Consider the following 23516-nt stretch of genomic DNA (forward strand, 5'->3'; position numbering starts at 1 on the left):
TAAACAAATTAATTACATAACTAATTTATCATGTTTGATATGTTTAGTCAATTAACTATTTAGGAATTAATAGAATAATAACGGCCTTTTAATGGAAGAACTGATATAATAAGCTTATACAAAGGAATCCCGAAATGGAGGATATACATGGTTACCGGTGATGCGGCATATATAAAGAAAATTAATCGCTCTTTGATCATTAGAGAAATTGTGAAAGAAGGTATGATTTCGAGAGCAGATCTATCCAAATCCACAAATTTGACAAGAGCAACTATTTCAGCACAAGTTGCTGACTTATTGGAAGAAGGACTCATTATTGAGACCCAGCTCGAGCATTTTTCAGTTGGAAGAAAGCCGATTATGCTCTCATTAAACGGACAAGCTGGCTACGCACTTGGTATTGACCTTGATTATGGTCAAATATCTTTTACCTTATCGGACCTGCTTGGTTGTCCTGTTTCATCAAATATTATCCAACTAAAAACTACAGATTATACGGAGATTCGACATCTTCTTATTCAACAAATTAATAAGTTAAAAGCAGAGTTTACTACTAGCCGCTATGGTATTGTCGGAATTGTTATCGCAATCCATGGTCTTGTCACAAAAGACGAAGTAATCCACTATGTTCCACGTTTTCAATGGCATGATATTAATCTCAAGAGTGATTTAGAAGTGGAAATTGATACGCCTATATACCTTGAAAACAATGCAAACCTAAGCTCTTTTGCCGAAAGGGTCTATGTGCACCATGAAACTGACAACTTGTTATGTGCAACCCTTTATTCGGGGATCGGCCTTGGTATGATGATGAACAATGAGTTTTTTCGAGGACATGATGGATATGCTGGTGAAATAGGTCATATGATTGTTGTTCCAGAAGGTAAACCATGTAATTGCGGGAATAAGGGTTGCTGGGAAAAATATGCTTCGGAATCGAGCATTTTTGAACATCTAGCTGAATCACGACAAATATCGAATCTGACTTACGAACATATTCAAAACTGGATTAATGAAGGTGATGAGGAAGTCCACGAATTGATGGAACAATTTCTTTTCTATCTGGCGATTGGGCTGAATAATATGATTAACATGTACAACCCAGACGTTCTCGTCCTTGATAGTGAACTGTTGCGAATCTTTCCGAATTCACTCAATAAAATTAGTGAAAATCTGAATTCTTCCATCAGTCATTACCGTGAATTAATGATTTCTACTATCGGAAAAAAATCATGTGTGCTAGGTGCATGTGCTCTGGCTATCAAACAATTTCTCGATGTCCCAATGTTAAATTTACCCTACGATAAAAATACTAATCAAGTTGGAAGCGTACTCATTTAGTAATGAACATCAAAAAAACCCCTTCTAGCCGTTGCTAAAAGGGGTTTTTTGATGTTCATTATGCACTTTTTAAAGTACCATTACCCTTTTGCTTCTTTTTAAGTTCATCAACAATATTCTTATATAATTCTTCCGATAAATTATACAGTAAAATTAAGATGATCGCAGCAATCAAGTTTAGTCCTGCAGGAACGAGGAACATTAGCCCTTTTATACCAAGGAGGGTGCCAGCAGTCTGCTCTACATTAGGAACGTAGCCAATTAGCCCAAGAGCAATACCTGGAATAAAACCAGCAAGTGCCTGTGCAAGTTTACGGAAGAAACTGTAACTTGAGTAGACAATTCCTTCTGTCCGTTGTCCTGTTTTCCATTCATGATAGTCCACTGCATCAGCAACCATTACCCACGGTAATCCTAATGCAAAGCTAAGACCTAGACTTCCAATTGCAAGTAATATAAGGAAGGTCGGGACATTTGCTGGTAAAAGAAAGTTTGCAACATCCGCGGCGATTCCAATAAAAAGACCCATGATGAAGGTATTCTTTTTTCCTAGTCGTTTTACAAGCGCTGGAATAAAAAATGACCCAATGACAGCGATTCCAATGCTAGTAAAAGAAAGCAATGACATAAGACCTGTATTATTTAAATTATACTGTAAGTAATAAAGCTGAACTGCTGTACGTAGATTAGTCGCAGCAACCATAAACAAACAAACGAAACAAAGAGCAATTAGCGGTCTGTTACTTAGCAATAATTTGAACAGTTTTGACATTGGAACCTTTTCTTTTTCTGTTTTAGGAGCCCTAATTACATTTTCAGTTGTATTACGGTAGCAAAGATAATGGAAGATAACTCCGACTAACGCCATCGAAGCGATTCCCACAGTGTATCCTAATTTTTCGTTTGGAAAATATAGAACAATTGGAATGACAACCATCCCAGAAATAAGTAGGGCAAATTGGCTGCCGATCGCTCGGAAGGATCCAAGAGATGCACGATCCACCGAATCTTGAGTCATGGAGGCTGCGAGTGAACCGTATGGAATATTAACAATGGAATAAGCCAGTCCAAAGGCCATATAGGTTATAAAAGCGAATACAATTTTTCCTGTCTCTGAAAAGTCAGGTGCCATAAATGAAATGACTGTCATAATCGCAAGCGGAATCGATCCAAATAAGATGAATGGACGGAATTTGCCCCGTTTACCTACCTTTCGCTTATCAATAAATGCACCAACAGCTGAATCCGCAAATGCATCAAAAATTTTCGAAACTAAAAATACTAAGCCGCCCCAATATGCTGAAATTCCTAAAATATCAGTATAAAACTTCAGTAAATAAATTTGTCCCATATCGAACATAAAACCGTTTCCAACATCGCCTAAACCATAGGATAATTTTTCTTTTAAGGTTAATTTCTTTTGGCCGTTATTCTCCATTGTCTCCCACTCTTTCATGTTAATAAGCTTGTTACCCTGTAACCCTTTTCAAAACTACAAAGAAATTATGTTTTGAATGGTTGTTGCTATAAAAACTTTTTATTTAATTAGTTTAATAAACTAACAAATTATTTGCATAATTAGAATACACCCATCGACATATTTCGTCAATCACTTTTTGTAAGCGTTTATCATAAAAAAAGATAGCTAGTTGAACTAGCTACCTTCTTTCCGTTTAAATATCTTTTTACGTGTTAATTAATTTTGCCCTTTTCTTTTCTCTGCAATATCATTTGTTAGTTGTAGTGTACGATTTTTATTTAATGGATATAAGAATACTAGAATTAAGAAAATTACAGCAAGGATGATGGCAGGTACTAGAGTTCCTAACGTATGAATCCCTTGTAATGCCTCTTGTGTTTGTGTTGGACGAGTTGCATCATATCCTACTGAAGCAATCGCAAAACCACCAACACCCCCCGCAATCGCCTGACCTACTTTACGTGCAAAGGAATAGATAGAGTAAACGGTTCCATCTTCTCGTAAACCTGTTACGTACTCGTGATAATCAATTACATCTGTTACGAATGCCCAAACTACTAGATTGAAGAAGCCATATCCAAACATAGCGACAGCTAGAATACTAATAAATTGTGTCGAATTAAGGTTTGGCAACAAGTATAAAAGCGCATACACAACTGTGGAAAGTAATAAACCTGCGGCAGCTACTTCCTTTTTCCCAAACTTGGCTACTAATGGCTTAACCATTGGCATCGCAATTAATACTGCAGCGGTTTGTAAAAGTCCAACCATACTTAATGCTTTTGCATTACCAAAATAATCTTTAAACAAGTACACGTTGACTGCACCAATCATCATAAAACATATCATAAACGTAAGTGATGCAATAAGAATCCATATTAATGGTTTATTTTTCCCAAGACCTTTAATGGTTTGACCAAGGTTAATTTTTTGCTTATTGGTTTCATCGGCACCAATACGTTCAGTCGTTAATTTGTAGCATGCCATGTAGCAAGAGAGTGACAAAAGACCGAAAATAAGTGCTCCAAATAGGAAATGGTTTGAATCAGCCTTATTGTCTACAAACAAAATTAATGGTCCAATTACATTAATGATTAATCCAGCTAAGTTTGCACCCAAAGTCCTATATGTGGATAAAGTAGTACGTTCAACAGGATCAGCTGAAATTACTGAAGCCATTGATCCGTATGGAATATTTACTGTGCTATATAGTGTTCCCCACAAAATGTATGTGACAAAAGCCCATGCTAGGTAAAAACCATTTGACATACCCGGGATATGGACAAACATCAACACACCAGAGATAACAAGCGGAAATGACATTCTGAAAATCCATGGTCTGAATTTACCATTTTTCCCTGGCTTCCTCGTATCAATGAAACGTCCCCAAGTAACATCCGCTACAGCATCCCATAAACGAGCGATTAAAAATAATCCACCCACGGTTGCTGCACTAATGTGAAAAACATCTGTATAGTAAACCATTAAGAATGAGGCTACTAGAATAAAGAAGAAGTCATTTCCCCAATCACCAAACATATAACCTAGCTTATCTCTCATTCCAAACTTTCTATATCCATTTCCAGATGTTTGTTCTACAGCTGATTTTAATGCAGTTTGACTCATTTTTTACCCCTCCGTTTTCCTCTTAATTTGTACTTGAACCCAAAACAAAACATTTCTTTCCTTAAAACTTTTCGAATCTTCAATTCTTTGAAACCCTTTTCAAAGAATTCTAAAAAAATATTATTGCATTTATTTCCCTTTAATTAGTTTAGTGAACTAATTAATTAGTATAGTTGTATCTTATCACCGACTTTTTATTCAGTCAATAGATTTTTGTAAGCGTTTGATTTAAAAAATTTGAAATTTCAAGTACCCTTTTTTAGGTGATCAAGGGATCGATTATTCCAGCAATAGTATAAGACACTTAATGTTCAAGAACGTCACCTAATGTTCAAGATTGCGTAAAGTAAAGGACAAGAAAACGCTAGACTTGCAGCTAAAGACTTCGCAACTAAACCTGACATCGTTTAAGGAAAACAATTGGGGTTCCCTTTACATTTAGGAGGGAGCTCTCTGCCTTTGTCATAATTATCTAATTCATAGTATAATTGGAAGAATGCATTCAATAATATTCTACAATAGCACTGCAAACTTCATTCACTTTACCAGGAGAGTATTTATGTTAAAAGATTTTGTCTCAAATGCAGCAATATTAATTGCTTCTTTTTCAATTATGGGGGTGTTATTCAAAGACATGCCCATACACACTACCTCTAGCCGATCCACTAAACTCTATTGGGGTCTTTGTTTTGGAGTTTTAGGAAATATATTAATGGCGTTTAGTATTCAAATAAATTCAAGCACGATTGCAGATTTACGCCATTTGGCCATTGTTATCGCGGCTACTTTTGGTGGATTTATTCCTGCATTATTGTCGGCAATCCTAATTGCTGCTGGAAGGATTATTTTGTTTGGCATAAATGAATCAGCTGTACTAGGAGCAATCGGAGCACTTCTCACAGGACTACTATGTGGGGGTATTTCAAAGATTAACACTTCTAGAACTCTTAAAGCTTTCCTCATGAATTTAATCGGTTTGGTTTTTGTTTCAATCATCTTCATTATTCGAATTGATAATAATGATACACTTAAAAATGTATTAACCATGCATTATATCATTTCTTTCATTGGTGGTTTTTTAGCCTATCATTTCTTTGTTTTTGTTGTAAATTCATATGAAGCACAAAATCAGTTAAAACATAGTTTATTGAAATTAAAAGAAACAGAAGAGCGGTTTCGACTGATTGCCGAATACTCAAGTGACATGATAACCATGCACAATGAACATGCAGAATATAAATATATTTCACCTGCAGTGAAAGAAATTATTCATTATGAGTATCCCGAACTTCTAGATAGAAAAATGGATCTGTTTATTCACCCTGATGATATTCACCACACAATAGAAATGTTTGAGAAGGCACTTGAAGAAGGTGCTGCTAATTCTACCTACCGGTACCGTACTAAAATGGGGGACTATGTTTGGATCGAATCTGCTCTAAAGAGCGTTCATTTTGAAGAGGATGGCAGCAAAAAAGTCATTATTGTATCAAGAAATATTACTGACCGAAAACTTACAGAACAAAAGTTACAAGAGGCAAATAAACTTCTAAATCGTCTTTCCTACATGGATGGTCTAACCGGGATCAACAATAGAAGATATTTTGATGAAGTTTTAATGAAAGAATGGTCATATGCTTCTACCACCTCTTCACCCCTCACTTTAATTATGTTCGATATTGATTACTTTAAAAAATATAATGATACTTATGGACATTTAACCGGTGATTTTTGTTTACAATCGATTGCTCAGGCTATTAACAATCAGGTAGCAGTTAATTCTGATAATACTTTTTGTCGCTATGGCGGAGAAGAGTTTGCCCTTATCTCCCCTTCTATTGGGATAGAGAAAGGAATGGAAATCGCTAAACAAATACAAAACACCATTCGGTTATTAGAAATCCCTCATATAAGTTCTGATATTACTGATATTATTACACTAAGTATTGGAGTTGCCTCCCTTGTCCCATCCGGTTCTGTCATGCCGCAAGAATTAATTCAAATGGCGGATGAAGCTTTGTATGTATCGAAGACAAGAGGGAGAAATACTATTTCTACTACTCAATTAAGCATGGGAGGTTTGTGAAAAAACAAGCCTTCCTTTTTCATTATTAAAATACCGCTTTCTTTTTTCAAAATTGTGCGAATTTTGTTGTGTAATGTGGAAAATACATGTAAAATTTCCCTATCAGCCCTTTTTGGATGGTGAAGTTAATGGAAATAACGAAACATCTTTTTTTAGACCTCTCACTTTTTATCATATTACTGTTTTTGTGCTTAATTTTTTTCGATTATACAAAAAAATTCACCTTTTCCAAATCCTCACTAATAATCTTTTTTATTGCCATGCTATGGTTATGTATTCAATTCTCATACAATCCGGTTTCATATGCCAGGTACGATTTAAGGATTATTCCTTTAGTTTTAGGTGCCCTTTATCTCGGAATCGGGCCTATACTTACCGTCGCAATTATAGTAATAAGAGGCCTCTATGGCTTTGATTTAGGCTTCTTTCAAACAGTTATGCTATACGTACCTCTCGGAGTCATTTTTTGGCGATTATACCCGTGGTTTTTAAGACAAGTACCGGGACGACGTATTCTGGTTTCAGTTTGTTTCGGTGTGATCCTCGGTGTGATAACAGTCATTGGGATGAGTTTTGGAAATACCCATGCGTATTGGCTTGATGCTTGGATTGCATTCCTATTTATCCCCCCACTTGGAATCAGCATCATCTCATATGGAATTGAATTTGTTAAAAGGAATAACGAAATGCAGCAGCAACTAATTAAAGCTGAAAAATTAAAAGCTGTTGAACAAATGGGAGCAGCTATATCTCACGAAATCCGTAATCCATTAACAGCTGCCAGTGGCTTTGTTCAACTTCTTCAGGATGATTACCTCTCAAGACATAAAAGAAAAGAATACTTATCAATTGTGAAAGAAGAATTAATTTCCGCTGAACGTGTTATTCAAGATTATCTGACTTTTGCAAAGCCATCCTTGGAAGAACTGGAGGAACTTAATGTAAAAAGTGAACTACGTCAAATAATCAATATTCTGCAGCCTTTAGCTAATCAAAATTCAGTAGAGATCCTAACTGATTTTTCCGTCATTGGATTTATTAAAGGAGACGGACAGAAGTTTCGTCAATGCTTTGTGAATGTTATGAAAAATGCGATTGAAGCAATGCCAAATGGCGGATATTTAACAATTATCACTGAATTTAGTCAAAACTATGTGACAATAAGTGTTAAAGATACTGGTATTGGAATGACAGAAGAACACCTTGAGCGATTAGGGGAACCATTTTACTCAACAAAAGGAAAAAATGGAACAGGTTTAGGCATGATGGTTGTCTATAGCATTGCCCGTGCTATGGAAGGAGCGGTTTGGGCTGAAAGTGAAGTCGGAGTAGGAACCACTTTCCATTTTAAATTTCCAACCATTTCACACATATAAATAAAAAACCGACAGGAGAAATAGCCTGTCGGATTTTTTCTTCATTCCTTTATTTGCCTATAAACATTTGTGTCCAGTGTTTGCCTGTAGCTTCATATCCTACTCCAATATGAGTAAAATTGGAACTTAGGATGTTTTTACGATGGCCTTCACTATTCATCCAAGCAGTTACTACTTCTTGTGGTGTACGTTGTCCTTGAGCAATATTTTCACCTGCAGACTTATACGTCACACCAAAGTCTCTCATCATGTCAAACGGAGATCCATAAGTAGGGCTAGTGTGTGAAAAATAATTTTTTTGCTGCATATCCAGTGATTTTTTCTGTGCCACTCCATTAAGTTGCGTATCCGCCTTCAAAGCTGGAAGTCCATTTTTACTTCGTTGTGCATTAGTTAGGTCAATTACTTGCTGAACGTATTGACTAACAGTTCCTGAAGTTGGAGCATTTTGAGTTTGAGCCGGCTGTTTTGGTGCTGGTGCCGGTGTAGTTTGTTTTGGTGCTGGTGCTGGTGCTGGTGCCGGTGCCGGTGCCGGTGTAGTTTGTTTTGGTGCTGGTTGTTGAATTGGCACAGACGGCTGATTTGGTACTGGTTGTTGAGCTGGCGCCTGTCCAGTCGGTCTTTGTTGCTGGATATACGGTTGTATTTGCTGAAGCGCCCAATTTCTAGGGTCGATCGTAATATACTGATATTTAGCATCTCTAACTAATACCGCTCTTGTATGAGGATATTGATTACTGTTTAATGATGTTTGATAGGCAGATATCATATCATCATTATTGTAATAATATTTTTTATTTTTCCGTTTAGTATTGTACAGATTTACATCTAAATCTGATTGACTGTTATTAGTGTTCGTGTAATCCTCTGTTAATGGACCATTGTGGTCAATCCCATCATCTCTGCCATTACGGACATCCATATAAGGAGTAGTGTTTCTGGTATTGTTCATCCCTATACGATTTGATGTCTTGTCATTTATGTCTTTATTGTCATTGTTATTACATGCAGCAAGCCCCATTGTTAAGACCGCTGTTAAAAATAATCCCATTGGTTTTTTTATCAATCGAAATACCTCCTCTTGAAAAATCTTGTTACATGTTTAGTTTTAATGTTTTGCAAAGAAAGTATTGATGGAAAATAAACGTAACGGTTCTTAACTAATGAATGTCGCAGATCATTCTGTTTTTCCATAAAAAAAAACCAACGAATACAAATGTTGGTTATTCTAACAAGGTTCAATTTTCCAGCATTGGAATACGGTTTTTATATTTGTTAATAAGTTCTCGATTATGTTCTGTTGCACCATCCGCATTACCACTTTTAAAGATTGGCGGTTCGAAGTTCTTTTCTATCATTATGCTGACTGCTTCAACCATTATTCCATTAACAATTGCAGTCCCAATTACCGTTGAGCCTGAACCAAAATTTACACCTAGGGACTCATGCTCCATCAAGGTATCCCCAACCATAATATGATTATCAATGGAAAGGTCAGCTGTTTGATACAAAAATTTACCACTTTTATGTCTTGACTCCACTACTTTCGTATAAACATATGATGTGATACTTATGACAAAGGCACCTTTATTTTTAGCAATCTCAGCAACATCAATGGGCACGGGGTTCCTGCCAGAAGTTGATGCAACAATGACAACATCTTGAGGTTGAATCTTCACCTTCGCCATAAATTGTTTTGCATAGTCATTTTCTTGTTCTAGTTGGGATGAACGAACAGCACCTTTATGAAGCATTAAATCTTCAATTAGGATTGGGTTAATTGGCACTAATCCGCCTGCTCTGTAAAAAAGTTCTTCCCCAAGTAAATGAGAGTGTCCACAGCCAAAAACATGCACGATTCCATCGTTTTGAATACACTGAGCGACTTTTTCCGCTGCTTTTTTGAGGTTTTCATTTTCATCTTTTTCGACTAAGCTTAATAATTCTTTCAGCTTATGAAAATAAAGATTGAACATGTTACATAACCTCCCTTGTTTTGTTTTCAGCGTTTCATCTGAATCATAAATTTATAACGATCAGCACGATATACAGATTTAACAAATTCAACAGGAGTATTGTCTTTTAGAAACGTATTTCTTTGGATGAGCATAACTGGTGCACCTTTGTTGATTTTTAAATAGTTGGCTTCACTTTGATTAGCAACTGAAGATTCAATGATCTGAGCAGCACGATCGATTCTTAAGTCTAACTCTTCTTCAATGAATTCGTATAAGGATTTATTCACAATTTGTTCTGTTAGTCCTTTAATGAGATTTGCTGATATATAATTAATTTCTAAGGCCATTGGAACACTATCAGCAATGCGAATCCGCTTGATCTCGTATACAGGTCCATGTTCAGAAATCATTAATTGACCTGCTATTTGTCTTGTCGCGGGAATAATTTCAAAGTGAATTAATTGGCTCCCTGGTTCCAATCCCCTTGCTTTCATATCTTCAGTGAAACTTGTTAATCCTTGTAGAGGCTGTTCGATTTTTCTTTCGGCAACGAAAGTTCCCTTTCCTTGCAAGCGATACAAATATCCCTCATTTACTAACTGTGTAAAGGCCTGTCTAACTGTCATACGGCTTATTTGATATTTTTCTGCATATTCTCTTTCTGGTGGAAGAGAATCACCAGGAAGCAACTCACCGTTTTCAATTAACTCCTTGATATATTCTTCAATTTGATAATAAATCGGAATGGGAGAATTCTTATTAATCATTTTCCTCCAACTTCATCCTTTCCTTAAAATAGGCACAAAGGTTTAATGTTGAAAGAGAATATCGATACTCATTTAGCATTGAACCTGTAAATCTGCTATTGCCACCTTATCTGCGATAATTGTAACACAAGGATGATTTTTCAACACTGATGCAGGAAAACTTTCATTGATCTCACCATTCAAAAGTCTAAATAGTGCTTCTCTTTTCTTTTCACCTGAAACCAAAAGAAGAATTTCTTTGCTTTTCATAATGGTGGATATTCCCATCGTTATAGCTTTAGTAGGAACCTCTTCAATCCTGTTAAAAAATCTGGCATTTGCTTGAATGGTCGATGCTGCTAACTCTACAATATGCGTTTTAGAATCAAAGGAAGTTCCTGGTTCATTGAATCCAATATGCCCATTACTGCCAATACCGAGAATTTGCAAATCAATGCCACCATGCTCAGTAATTAAATCTTCATAACGATTACATTCTACTTGATAATCAGCAACAATGCCGCTTGGAATATTTGTTTTAACTTTATTAATATCAATATAATTAAAAAGTTGGTTATCCATAAAATAGCGGTAGCTATTCTCCTGATCTCCAGATAACCCAATGTACTCATCCAAATTAAAAGTGGTTACCTTCTGATAAGATGTCCCGTTTTTTTGGTGATCCTCGATTAGGCTTTTGTATGTCCCAATCGGGGTCCCGCCTGTTGCTAATCCAAGTTTAATACCTGGATTCTGAACTACCTTTTTTATAATAAATTCAGCTGCTCTATTACTCATTTGCTGATAATCTTCTACTTCAATAATCCTCATTTTGAATTTCCTCCCTTTTAAAAGCCAGTGCTCCTCGACATAGTGTCATATAAACTTCCATTTTGTCATCTAAAATGACAATGTCAGCATCTTTTCCAACTGCAATACTGCCTTTGCGATCATAAATATTCAACTGCTTTGCTGGGTTTACTGAAGCCATCTCAATGGCTTCATCAAGCGAACAGCCCGTGTAAGAAATGATATTTTTTAGTGCATGTCCCATTTCCAAAATACTTCCAGCAAGAGTTCCGTCATCAAGGACTGCTTTTCCATTTTTAACGATTACATCTTGGCCACCAAGTTCATACATACCATTTTTCAAACATTTTGCCCGCATCGAGTCGGTTATTAAAATTAATCCATCACTTAGCTTTTGTTTGAATGCAAGATTTACCATTTCTGGACGAACATGCACCCCATCTACGATAATTTCAGCTTTTAATTCTTTGCGTAAAAATGCGGCCCCAACTACACCGGGTTCACGGTGATGAAGCCCCCTCATTTGATTAAAAAGATGGGTAACGTGGTTTGCACCTGCCTCAATGGCTTCCCCCACTTGTTCATATGTTGCATCAGTATGGCCGATGGATGCAACAATTCCATTTTCCTTAAAATAACGTATCATTTCTAATCCACTCGGTCTTTCAGGAGCCAGAGTGACAAGCTTAATTGTTTCATTGGACAGCTTTTGCCATTCTTTAAATAAAGAAAGATCAGGATCAATTATATGTTGAATCGGCTGCGCCCCTGCCATTTTAGCATTCACAAACGGGCCTTCGAGATGAATGCCAAGAATTTCAGATTTTCCTTGAGCTTGCTGTTCTTTGATGTACTTCCCGGCATTTATTAAGGCATTTTCAATTTGTTTTCCTTCTTGGGTCATCGTAGTGGCTAAAAAGCTAGTAGTTCCTTCTTTAGGCAATGCTGCTACCATTGTGTCTAGTGCTTCCTTGGTGGCATCCATTGTGTCGGCACCAGCCACACCGTGGATATGAACATCGACAAAACCTGGAACTGCATTAAAATGAGCAGGAATTTCAATCACATGAAAGCTGTCTTTATTAGTTAGCTCGTTTAATGAACCTATCTCAATGATTTTTTGATTTTTTATTTTTATATATCCATCTTCAATTATTTGTTCTTCTGAATAAACCCGTACACCCTTAAGTAAAATATGACTATCGTTTGGTATCATCTATGATACTTCCTTTCAGGTTATATCTCAATCTTAGCATCACCATTATATAGTTGTCTATACCAATTTATTCATTTAAAAAGTTTGAATAAAATACCATATTCTCTTTAATCCTATGGTACGTTAGTATTCACATGCATCTGAAGGATCGAATTGTTATTAAAATGATAAAATTGGTATAGACATCTATAAATATTTAGTGCTATAGTTAAAAATGAAAAAGCGCTTACACCCAGCATCAATTGTTTTGAGGAAATAATTCATTTATAGTTAATTTTTTTAAACTTTATAGGGGGTAATAAGATGAAGAAATATTTACAAAGAATTGGTCGTTCATTGATGTTACCTGTAGCTGTTTTACCGGCTGCAGCCATTTTGATGGGTATTGGTTATTGGATCGACCCTACAGGTTGGGGGGCGGATAGTCCACTTGCTGCTTTCCTAATTAAAGCTGGTTCATCCATTATTGATAATATCCCTTTCTTATTTGCTGTTGGAGTAGCACTAGGGATGGCGAAAGAAAAAGATGGTTCATCTGCGTTAAGTGGTCTAGTAGCTTACCTGGTTGTAACAACCTTGCTTTCAACAGGATCAGTGGCATTGCTGCAAGGAATTAAACCAGAAGAAGTAGATCCTGCGTTTGGAAAAATCGGAAATGCCTTCGTTGGTATTATTTCGGGGATAGTCGCGTCAATGATGTACAATCGATTTAGTCATGTGAAACTTCCGGATGCGTTAGCATTTTTTAGTGGGAAACGACTCGTTCCAATTATGACAGCGGTTTCGATGTTAGTCGTTTCTGCAGTATTATTCTTTATTTGGCCGCCTATTTTTACAGGATTGGTTTCTTTTGGTAAAGGGATAAGTGGATTAGGTGCCATTGGCGCTGGGCTATTCGGTTTCTTCAATCGACTTCTAATTCCAACAGGTCTACATCATGCTTTAAACGCTGTGTTCTGGTTTAATGTTGCAGGAATCGATGATATTGGAAATTTCTGGTCTGGAAAGGGTGTAAAGGGAGTCACAGGAATGTATCAAGCTGGCTTCTTCCCTATCATGATGTTTGGTTTACCAGCTGCAGGGCTGGCAATGTATCATACAGCTAAAACAAAAAAGAAAAAGCAAGTAGCATCCTTAATGCTGGCAGCCGGTTTCGCTGCATTCTTTACTGGTGTAACAGAACCATTGGAATTTGCATTTATGTTTGTAGCACCAATGCTTTATTTGGTGCATGCGGTTTTAACAGGTATTTCATTAGCGATCGCAGCTGCATTCCATTGGACAGCAGGATTTGGTTTTAGTGCCGGTTTAGTAGACTTTGTTTTAAGTTCAAGATTGCCGATGGCAAACCAGCCTTACATGTTAATAGTTCAAGGCCTAGTGTTTGCTGTAATCTATTATTTCTTATTCAGATTCATCATTACAAAATTCAACTTAATGACTCCTGGACGTGAAGAAGATGATGATGAGTCTTCTGAAGTTGTCGTTGCAGCAGGTGAAAGCAAATTTGCCGCAATGGCCGCACAGATATATGAAGGGCTAGGCGGAAACGCAAATGTTACCTCTGTAGACAATTGTGTAACGCGCTTAAGAATGGAAGTTAAAGACATGAATGCAGTCGACCAACAAAAAATTAAAGCGACTGGTGTACCTGGTATCAATATCGTTGGGAAACAAAGCATTCAAGTGATTGTCGGAACCAATGTACAATTTGTAGCAGACGAAATTATAAAACTTCGTAATGGGACGAAGAGAAGTGATAAGACTGGAATTAATTCGGATTTAGCACAAAAAGTGGCAGCGGCTCCGATAGAAACAAATGTACTCTCACCACTTTCTGAAAAAGATTTTGTTATGCCAATCGAAGGGGAAATTATCCCGATTACTGAAGTGCCAGACCAAGTTTTCTCACAAAAAATGATGGGAGAAGGTTTTGGAATTATACCAACTAAAGGTACGGTCGTTTCACCAGTGGATGGCGAAATCATGAATGTTTTCCCTACTAAGCATGCAATCGGAATTAAATCAAAGCAAGGCTATGAAATCCTTATTCATATTGGCTTGGATACCGTCAATTTAAAAGGTGAAGGCTTCAATGTTCTTGTAAAAGAAGGACAGCAGATAACTAAAGGTCAAGAAATCTTGAACTTTGATCTAGAATTCATTAAGAAATCAGTACCATCAGCTATTACACCAGTTATCTTTACAAACTTAACAAAATTAAATGTAAAGAAACAAGGACACTCAGCCCAAGGTCAAGAAGGAATCCTAACAATTGAATAACAATAAAAATCGGCAGGTGCCAGGCACCTGTCGATTTTTTATTTTATTGATTAAATATCAATTCAGCGATCTTCAACCCCTAATGAACTTGTGTTTTTGGCCCAGCAATTTAACAAAGCTCACCCACAATTTTTGTCCCGTGAACTTCACTAATATTTAACATGCTTGCGATATGATTTAGGTTTTTGTCAGTAATTCCCCCGCCGGGAAGAATAATAATTTGGTCAGCCGCAAAATCCACTAATTCCTTCAAACGGCTAAGGTTGTCTTCGATTGATTTAGAACTTGGTCCTCCGTGTGTTAAAATTCGATTCACTCGATGTTTCACAAGCCAATCAATAGCTTCAAACTGATAGTCATTTTTTATCTGATCAAATGCCATGTGAAAGGTTACATCCAGCCCTTTTGCAGATTCTAGCAGTTTAAGCATGGCATCCTCATCAATCCAATCAGAATCATTTAAGCATCCAATCACCACTCCATCTGTCCCTAACTGTTTGAAATGAGCAATATCAGTTTGCATAATCTCTATTTCTTCTTTAGTAAAAATAAAATTACCGCCTCTGGGTCTAACCATGGTCATTACCTTCGTATTTTTGGAGTGACAATATGAAATGGTTTTTGCAGCTACCCCGTGACTAACAGTAGTGCCTCCGACAGATAGGTTGTCACAAAGCTCAATCCGGTGTCCCCCCTTTTCAATAGCCATTGGAACCAATGTAAAATTCTCTACACAAACTTCTTTTAGCATATACACTCACCTTTCAGATACAACTCAAAGAATACTCTCTGAACACTTCGCAAATCAAATCTCCTGTTTTCTTGCAGATTCATTATACAAGAAAAAACCATTCATTAACCTTCCCTGCTTTCCCCTATCGCTCGGTCCTCAAAAAACTGGCAATTGGCTTGGCTGCTAAGCCAAAGAACTTGGTGAGTATGTATGCTATAGTTTGTACACTTATTTTCATATAAGCCTCAGCGGAATGGACAAAAGGGAGATACAAATAATAAATTGAAAAACGACTGGTGCCTGACACCAGTCGTTTTTGTTAAGCAAATAATTTTGACTCTTCTTGTTGGAAAAAGCTTTTCATCGCATGAAAGACATCTGCTTTTTGTTTTAGAATATAGTAGCGAAATTGATCTTCTTTAATGTTTTTATAGGCGGACATTAGAGTGGAATGACGGTTATATTGATTTACCTCTCCATAACCGAACATATTGGACACCTTCATTAATTCCTCTACAAGCTTCACACAACGCGCATTATCCGATGTGAGATTATCACCGTCTGAAAAGTGGAATGGATAGATGTTGAACTTTCGTGGATTATATTTGGCATCAATGATTTCGAGTGCTTTCCGGTATGCGGATGAACAAATGGTTCCACCACTTTCACCCTTGGAAAAGAAGTCTTCCTCTGAAACTACTTTAGCTTCAGTATGGTGGGCAATAAATTCAATTTCAACTGTTTCATATTTAGTTCTTAAAAAGCGAGTCATCCAGAAGAAAAAGCTGCGCGCCATATACTTTTCCCAGATCCCCATTGAGCCACTCGTATCCATCATAGCAATAACAACTGCTTTCGAATCTGGTTTGATTACTTCATTCCAAGTCTTAAATTTTAAATCATCCTTGTAAATAGGATGGAACGCTGGCTTCCCACTCATCGCATTCCTTTTAAAAGCTGACATCATCGTCCGTTTCTTATCAATATTCCCCATCAAACCTGTTTTCCGAATATCATTGAATTCAATGTTTTCAACGAGATGTTCTTGTTCTTCTTTTCTTTTTAAATTTGGAAGCTCTAATTGTTTAAATAATGCTTCCTCCAACTCCATTAATGATACTTCCGCTTCAAAATAATCTTCTCCTGCTTGGTCTCCAGCTCCTTGGCCTTTCCCAGGTCCCTTTTGCCCGCTGGAGCCATCACGTGCTACTACATCACCTACTTGACTGTCACCATCACCCTGGCCCACGTGTTTGTTTTTGTCATAATTATAACGGATTTTATATTCGTCCAATGAACGAATTGGAATTTTTACGACATCTCGACCATTAGACATAATTATGCTTTCTTCTGTAATTAAGTCTGGAAGATTGTTGCGAATTGCCTCCTGGACTTTTTCCTGATGCCGCTGCTGGTCATCGTGGCCTTTTCGGTGGAGGGACCAATCTTCTCTTGAAATGATAAATTGATGGTTGTTAGTTGACAATGTAAACCCCTCCTTATTAATTTAATAGTTTCCAAAATGCACAAATTTTCATCAAATACATATTATAACGCGAGTGAAAAAATATTAAGATAAATATGGATTACTCTATCCTATGCAGAAGTAAAGAATAATTTACAAATTATTTTGACAATTATGCATTCGCCTAAGAAATTGGACAAAGTAGCAAAATGGGACCAACAAGTCTTTTGCGAACTTGAATAAGGAAAAAAATAGACTGACAGATTTCCTTCTGCCAGTCCCTGCTATTTTAAACCCAACCTATCTATTTAATAGACTTCCTACATAACGAAGTAATTCATTAGCTGACGTTGTATTATAGCCGTGTTCATCCACTAGTCTTGCCACTACATTATTGATCTTCTTTAGCTGCTGTTCATCCGGGGTTTTTGAAGAGGTAGTAATTTTCACTACATCCTTTAAATCAGCAAACAATTTCTTTTGAATGGCTTCACGAAGACGATCATGAGAATTATAGTCAAATCGTTTCCCTTTTCTCGCAAAGGCCGAAATTCGAATGAGGACTTCCTCTCTGAAGGCCTTTTTCGCATTTTCAGAGATACCAATTTGTTCTTCAATGGAACGCATCAACTTCTCATCTGGATTGATTTCCTCTCCAGTGAGTGGATCACGGAGTTTCGATTTATTGCAATAGGCCTCAACATTATCAAGATAATTGTCCATTAACGTTTTCGCCGATTCTTCGTACGAATACACAAATGCTTTTTGGACTTCCTTCTTGGCAATATTATCATACTCTTTCCGAGCTAAGGAGATATAATTCATATAACGTTCTCGTAACTCAGCAGTGATGGAAGGGTGTTGATCGAGCCCATCTTTTAATGATCTTAATACATCCAGTGCATTAATCGATGGAATTTCTTTTCGAATAATTGTTGATGATATTCGATTAATTACATAGCGAGGATCAATACCACTCATACCCTCGTCTGGATATTCCTTCTTAAGTTCATCCACATCCGCTGTATTAAAGCCTTCCACACTTTCCCCATCATAAAGGCGCATTTTCTTAAGTAAATCAATATCGCCTTTCTTCGGTTCCTTTAAACGTGTAAGGATCGTAAACATCGCAGCTACCTTTAACGTATGCGGGGCGATGTGAACATCTGAAACATCACTTTCATTGATCATTTTTTCATAAATTCTTTCTTCTTGTGACACCTTTAAGTTATACGGTATTGGCATGACAATAATCCGTGAATGGAGTGCTTCATTCTTCTTATTGGAGATAAAGGATCGGTACTCCGTTTCGTTCGTGTGCGCCACGATCAGCTCATCAGCACTAATTAGGGCAAAGCGTCCTGCTTTAAAATTCCCTTCTTGGGTAAGAGACAACAAGTGCCACAAGAATTTCTCATCACACTTTAACATCTCCTGGAACTCCATCATTCCTCGGTTAGCTTTATTAAGTTCACCATCAAAACGATAGGCACGTGGATCTGATTCGGAACCAAATTCTGCAATCGTTGAAAAATCAATACTTCCTGTTAAATCGGCAATATCCTGTGATTTTGGATCGGATGGGCTGAATGTACCAATTCCAGTTCGTTTATCTTCGGAAAAGAAGATTCTTTCAACGAGTACATCTTCAATTCGTCCACCATACTCCTGTTCTAAACGCATCATATTCAGTGGTGAAAGATTACCTTCGATCCGGATTCCATACTCATCATAGAAATCCTTCCGCAAATGATGTGGGATTAAATGGAGTGGATCCTCATGCATCGGGCATCCTTTAATGGCAAATACAGAGCCTCGATCAGTGAGTGAGTAAGCTTCGAGCCCCCTTTTTAACATGGTAACAAGAGTCGATTTCCCGCCGCTTACAGGACCCATTAATAATAAAATACGTTTCCTTACATCCAGTCTTTTTGCAGCCGGATGGAAGTACTCTTCAACAAGACGCTCCAGCGATTCCTCTAAACCAAATAATTGATTACTAAAGAATTCGTACTTTTTCGTCCCTTTTTCTTCAGTAATTCCTGCATCCTTAAGCATATTATAAACTCGTGAATGTGCCGACTGTGCAACCCATGGCTTCTCTTTCAACAATTGTAAATAATCTGCGAATGACCCTTCCCAACGTAGCTTTTCTTCTTCTTCGCGATACATCTCGATTTTTTTTAGAATATCCATAAGGCCCTCCCCCGTAGGTTAATCAGAGACGATTAATATACTTTATGCTCATATGCTTTTGAACATGCGTACCCATTGCGAGTTAGCGTCTATCTTTTTTGTTTCAATAAAAGAATCTTCTTCTTTTCATTTTTTTAAGATAGGCTATAATAAGACTATATGTGTGATAAAATTGAAAAATGTATGACGAAGGAGGATTACATAAATATGAATACGTTCATCGTTTGTTTAGTCATGGTCACGTTTTTAGCAGCAATCTTCACATCAGGTTATAATGACAAACCAGGTTCTACAAAATAAAAGCTGCCAATTGGCAGCTTTTTTAATGAAGATCAAGTTTATTTTTTTTAATAAATTCCTTCATATACATTCTACTCTTTCTATCAAGCATAATAGCCATTTGTTCCGTCCAGCGGTCGTTTCTTTTCCCGCTTGTCCGCTCAGCATAGTAGCTTGAAATCAAGGTATCATATTTTTGAAGCTGACTAACGTAGACCCCCATATCCTGTTCATATTCATCTTCATGATAAACATGCTCAAACGGCAGCCTCGGTTTTTTCTCAGTTAGTTTGCTTGGAAAACCGACAGCTAGTCCAAACAATGGAATTACCCGCTCCGGTGTTTTCAAAATCTTTTTTACTTCCTCGAGATTATTTCGAATTCCACCTATGTAACATATTCCTAAACCCAATGATTCTGCTGCTATCGCTGCATTTTGTGCTGCTAAAGATGCATCAATAAGGGCTACCATGAACTTTTCCGTGCTTTCAATCGAAGTAGCAACATTTATGTGTTCCTGTTCTCCAACAATAGTATGGCGGTATAGATCTGCACAAAAAACAAAAAAGTGACCGTTTTTTTCAACATATTCCTGATTCCCTGCAATTTCGGCTAATTTTTTCTTCTTCTCTTTGTCCTTAACTCCAATAATAGAATAGGCCTGAATAAAACTTGAGGTAGCTGCAGATTGAGCACATGTAATGATTGTTTTGATTTGTTCGTCTGTTAGCGGCTTGTCCTCAAAATGACGAAGAGAGCGGTGATTTAATATAGTTTCGATAACTTCATTCATGACAAACTTCCTTTCATTAATCAAAAGGAGGCCCGCTAGGACCCCCTTGATTATTTTAAATGAGCATAGTCTTGCTGTCGCAGCGCTTCATAGATAAGAATAGCCGCTGTATTGGACAGATTCAGCGAACGAATATTATCGTTCATAGGAATCCGTAAGCTAACTTCCTTATTTGCTTCAATGACCTCTTTCGGCAGACCGGTCGTTTCTCGCCCAAAGATAAAATAATAATCCTTACTTGAATTACTATAATCAAAACTGCTAAAAGGCTTTTGACCAAATTTGGTAATGTAAAAAAATTCACTGCCTGCATTCTTTTCATAAAATTCATCTAGAGAATCATAATAGAAAATGTTAACGTATTGCCAATAATCCAGGCCCGCTCTTTTTAGCATTTTGTCATCTGTGGAAAAACCTAATGGACGGATTAAATGTAAATTTGTATCTGTTCCTGCACAGGTTCTTGCTATATTTCCTGTATTGGAAGGGATCTGCGGTTGATATAAGACTACATTAATTGACATGGAACTCACCTCGGGTAAAAACTCTACATGCCATTATACCATTATGATATATCCTTTCAATAATTAAACCTCTTTAGTCGATTATCGAAAAAAACTTATATTTAATTTTAGGGGTATAGGCAGATGAATCCTCATATGCCCAATACCTCATTCTACTATTATACGTATGGGCATTAACTAACGGCATCCCGTATGCGTCCTTACCAGTCACAATTGTATTATGATTAAATCTTCCATCCCCTTCAAAATCGTAGCAAATAACATCTCCCAATAACAATTGATCAGGGCTGCTCACTTGCCTTGCCCGCAAACCACTTTTTGAATTAGCCAAGTAGCTCTTTAGTGAATTTGCCACTGCCCAGCTATAGCTCCAATTATGATTTTGGAGCCACCAGCCTGCTCCCTTATTGGGATAACCTCTCATAGGTGCCCCGCCACTATGAAGGCATTGAGAGATAAAATTGGTGCAATCATTTTCAAATTTTTTATAAGCAGGATTATAGCTATTCCACCACCGTTCCGCATATTGCACAGCCTTTAAGCGATTGTACTGATAGCTCGATCGTTCGTCCTTGTCCTCTAAAACAAGGTCGGTTGGCAGCTGATACATATCTTGAGGTTCATAGGGGTTAATTTCCTCATCCATCACTAAAGCCCCTTTATAAAACTTTGCTAATCTTTCTTCAACCTCTTCTTCCATATATAGCAATGCCTTTTGTTTAATTAAGTATTGATAATGGGCCTGGTATTTTACCGTTTGAAATTCTTCCTCTTTATTCGTTTCTAGTATCCTGCCTGAGGCTTTAACTTTTACAATTTCTGCTGACCTGTTTGATAAAGCACTTTGCTTTTTATCAGCCTTTGGAAAAAATACTTTATGAGTTCTATTATCGGAAACAAATTGACTTACTCTTTTTTCAAATAACGCTTGTATTAACTGAAGCATATTCTCCACCCCTTTCTTTCATACATATGAGAGAAGACAGGGTTTCAATCAAAAAAATAAGCGAACCACGTGAGTTCGCGCACTTATTATCTATAAAAACGTAAGCCTTTTTCTATTTCATTTTGGACTTCCAGATCTATTTCATGCTCTTGGGCTTTTTTTAAAGCCGCAAAAGCCGTTTCACCGCCAATTTTCCCAAGGGCCCAGGCTGCTGTTCCTCTTGAAACGGGACTTGCTTCATTTTCTAGAACATCGACTAAATCTGGAATGGCAGTTTCATCCTTAAAATGGGCAAGCGCAATAATCGCATTCCGTTGTATTGGCTTTTTCCCTCTCCACGCACCAGATACATAACCGAATTTAGTTTTAAATTCCCGATTGCTTAATTTTAAGATTGGCTTTAACAAGGGCTTAGCAACTTCAGATTGCGCTTCAAGTTCATCATGAAAATGAAAGTTTTTCCCCTTGTTAACTGGACATGCGGTCTGGCAAGAATCACAACCATAGATCCGGTTCCCAATCTTATCTCTAAACTCGTCTGGAATAAATGTTTTGGTTTGGGTTAAAAAAGATATACAGCGCTGTGCATTAATTTGTCCCCCTTGAACCAGTGCCCCTGTTGGACATGCATCCAAACATTTTGTACATGACCCGCATTGATCTTCCATTGGTGTATCTGGTTCAAAAGGAATACTTGTGATCATTTCACCCAAATACACATATGAACCAAACTCCGGTGTAATGATCGAGCAGTTTTTTCCACTCCAACCGATTCCAGCACGTTCCGCTACCGCACGATCTGAGAGTTCACCAGTGTCAACCATCGATTTCAACCTTGCTCCCGGCATCTTGGTGGCGAGAAATTCCTCTAGTTTTTTTAGCCTATCATTAAGCACATGGTGATAGTCAAGTCCCCATGAGGCCCTGCTGAAAATGCCTCTTCTTTTACCCTGTTTGCTTTCGACACGGTTCTTCATTTTGGAAGGGTATGCAACTGCAATGGAAATGATCGAACGAGGTTCCTCTAGTAATAAAGAAGGGGTGACTCGTTTCTCAATATCTGGCTCTTCAAATCCTGATTGATAGCTAAGTTCCTGCTGCCTTATAAGCCGGCTTTTTAATTCAGTGAACGTGTCAGCTGTCGTGAAACCAATTTTATCGATTCCGATTTCTTTACTATAAGCAATTACTTCTTCTTTTAGTGTTTTAAAGTCCATAGAGCGAGCCCCCCCTTCTTGGGTTGATTAAATAGAAAAAAACGCAATGTATCGTTCTCTTATGTAACGATATACTGCGTTAGTTAATATGTATGGAGCGGGTGATGGGAATCGAACCCACTACATCAGCTTGGAAGGCTGAGGTTTTACCAGTAAACTACACCCGCATTTTTTATCAACTGATGAATAATTCTTATCATCAACTGACCTTTATTATGATACACACTATTTTTACTATAGTCAAGGGTAAAATGCAAATTTTGTCGAATATACTTCTATTGGTCAGATTAGAAACAAAATATAATGTTTAGTAGTATATTCAAAAAGATATAGATCGGTTACTCTCTTAGAATGGACACCATCTGCTTACTTGTGCTTATTGGTTACCGTTAAGTGCATTTTTTTTTAGGGAACGATTAATTTTTTATGCTTGCTTTCATC

General features: G+C 37.2%; 18 protein-coding genes, 1 tRNA gene and 1 pseudogene. 5 read left to right on the forward strand and 15 right to left on the reverse strand.

From position 1 onward, the window contains the following. Nucleotides 1-147 precede the first annotated feature (147 nt). Complete coding sequence (locus KW850_RS28850; protein ID WP_218351130.1) at nt 148-1341, forward strand: ROK family transcriptional regulator; 1194 nt, start codon at nt 148-150, stop codon at nt 1339-1341. A gap of 58 nt (nt 1342-1399) precedes the next feature. On the opposite strand, the gene KW850_RS28855 is transcribed toward KW850_RS28850, so the two are convergent. After that, nucleotides 1400-2779: a glycoside-pentoside-hexuronide (GPH):cation symporter gene (locus KW850_RS28855; protein WP_256358522.1), complete on the reverse strand. Its 1380-nt coding sequence runs from the start codon at nt 2777-2779 to the stop codon at nt 1400-1402. Between the two features lie 258 nt (nt 2780-3037). Continuing rightward, on the reverse strand, nt 3038-4447 hold the full coding sequence (locus KW850_RS28860; RefSeq protein WP_218351132.1) for an MFS transporter: 1410 nt from the start codon (nt 4445-4447) through the stop codon (nt 3038-3040). A 559-nt stretch (nt 4448-5006) separates the two neighbouring features. On the opposite strand from KW850_RS28860, the gene KW850_RS28865 reads away from it, so the two are divergent. Both KW850_RS28865 and KW850_RS33640 read left to right on the forward strand, forming a co-directional pair. Further along, complete coding sequence (locus KW850_RS28865) at nt 5007-6533, forward strand: diguanylate cyclase domain-containing protein (RefSeq protein ID WP_218351133.1); 1527 nt, start codon at nt 5007-5009, stop codon at nt 6531-6533. 548 nt (nt 6534-7081) lie between these two features. Then, nucleotides 7082-7909 (forward strand): HAMP domain-containing sensor histidine kinase, encoded by an 828-nt coding sequence (locus KW850_RS33640; protein WP_308128878.1) that lies wholly within the window; start codon nt 7082-7084, stop codon nt 7907-7909. Between the two features lie 49 nt (nt 7910-7958). Here KW850_RS33640 and KW850_RS28875 read toward each other — a convergent pair whose 3' ends face one another. The 5 genes from KW850_RS28875 to nagA all read right to left on the reverse strand — a co-directional run bounded on the left by KW850_RS28875 (nt 7959) and on the right by nagA (nt 12639). Further along, nucleotides 7959-8678 (reverse strand): CAP domain-containing protein, encoded by a 720-nt coding sequence (locus tag KW850_RS28875; protein ID WP_218351156.1) that lies wholly within the window; start codon nt 8676-8678, stop codon nt 7959-7961. A 469-nt stretch (nt 8679-9147) separates the two neighbouring features. After that, complete coding sequence (locus tag KW850_RS28880; protein ID WP_218351135.1) at nt 9148-9885, reverse strand: SIS domain-containing protein; 738 nt, start codon at nt 9883-9885, stop codon at nt 9148-9150. A 26-nt stretch (nt 9886-9911) separates the two neighbouring features. Continuing rightward, complete coding sequence (locus KW850_RS28885; protein WP_218351136.1) at nt 9912-10634, reverse strand: GntR family transcriptional regulator; 723 nt, start codon at nt 10632-10634, stop codon at nt 9912-9914. A gap of 72 nt (nt 10635-10706) precedes the next feature. Next, entirely contained in the window at nt 10707-11444 is a 738-nt protein-coding gene (gene nagB / locus KW850_RS28890; protein ID WP_218351137.1) for a glucosamine-6-phosphate deaminase, read from the reverse strand. After that, on the reverse strand, nt 11431-12639 hold the full coding sequence (nagA, locus tag KW850_RS28895) for an N-acetylglucosamine-6-phosphate deacetylase (RefSeq protein ID WP_218351138.1): 1209 nt from the start codon (nt 12637-12639) through the stop codon (nt 11431-11433). The genes nagB and nagA overlap by 14 nt, the downstream gene beginning before the upstream one ends. Before the next feature lie 303 nt (nt 12640-12942). Here nagA and nagE point away from each other — a divergent pair. Next, nucleotides 12943-14379: pseudogene (gene nagE, locus KW850_RS28900) on the forward strand (N-acetylglucosamine-specific PTS transporter subunit IIBC); the annotation flags it as partial. Between the two features lie 114 nt (nt 14380-14493). Continuing rightward, entirely contained in the window at nt 14494-14922 is a 429-nt protein-coding gene (locus tag KW850_RS33645; protein ID WP_256358527.1) for a PTS sugar transporter subunit IIA, read from the forward strand. Nucleotides 14923-15031: 109 nt separating this feature from the next. Here KW850_RS33645 and KW850_RS28905 read toward each other — a convergent pair whose 3' ends face one another. The 8 genes from KW850_RS28905 to KW850_RS28940 form a co-directional block, all read right to left on the reverse strand. Further along, a complete protein-coding gene (locus KW850_RS28905) occupies nt 15032-15673 on the reverse strand; it encodes a copper homeostasis protein CutC (protein ID WP_218351140.1) in 642 nt (213 codons plus the stop codon). Between the two features lie 301 nt (nt 15674-15974). Then, complete coding sequence (gene yhbH, locus KW850_RS28910) at nt 15975-17141, reverse strand: sporulation protein YhbH (protein ID WP_218351141.1); 1167 nt, start codon at nt 17139-17141, stop codon at nt 15975-15977. Nucleotides 17142-17420: 279 nt separating this feature from the next. Further along, complete coding sequence (locus tag KW850_RS28915) at nt 17421-19316, reverse strand: PrkA family serine protein kinase (RefSeq protein ID WP_218351142.1); 1896 nt, start codon at nt 19314-19316, stop codon at nt 17421-17423. 322 nt (nt 19317-19638) lie between these two features. Continuing rightward, nucleotides 19639-20388 carry an oxygen-insensitive NADPH nitroreductase gene (nfsA, locus tag KW850_RS28920; protein ID WP_218351143.1) on the reverse strand — a complete coding sequence of 250 codons (750 nt, stop codon included), beginning with the start codon at nt 20386-20388 and terminating at the stop codon, nt 19639-19641. Between the two features lie 50 nt (nt 20389-20438). Continuing rightward, complete coding sequence (gene trmL / locus KW850_RS28925; protein WP_218351144.1) at nt 20439-20912, reverse strand: tRNA (uridine(34)/cytosine(34)/5-carboxymethylaminomethyluridine(34)-2'-O)-methyltransferase TrmL; 474 nt, start codon at nt 20910-20912, stop codon at nt 20439-20441. A gap of 73 nt (nt 20913-20985) precedes the next feature. After that, on the reverse strand, nt 20986-21858 hold the full coding sequence (locus tag KW850_RS28930) for an amidase domain-containing protein (RefSeq protein WP_218351145.1): 873 nt from the start codon (nt 21856-21858) through the stop codon (nt 20986-20988). Between the two features lie 86 nt (nt 21859-21944). Continuing rightward, entirely contained in the window at nt 21945-23075 is a 1131-nt protein-coding gene (gene queG / locus KW850_RS28935; protein ID WP_218351146.1) for a tRNA epoxyqueuosine(34) reductase QueG, read from the reverse strand. A 93-nt stretch (nt 23076-23168) separates the two neighbouring features. Continuing rightward, a tRNA-Gly gene (locus tag KW850_RS28940) sits at nt 23169-23242 on the reverse strand. Between the last annotated feature and the right edge of the window lie 274 nt (nt 23243-23516).

This window comes from Bacillus sp. sid0103, from assembly GCF_019219025.1.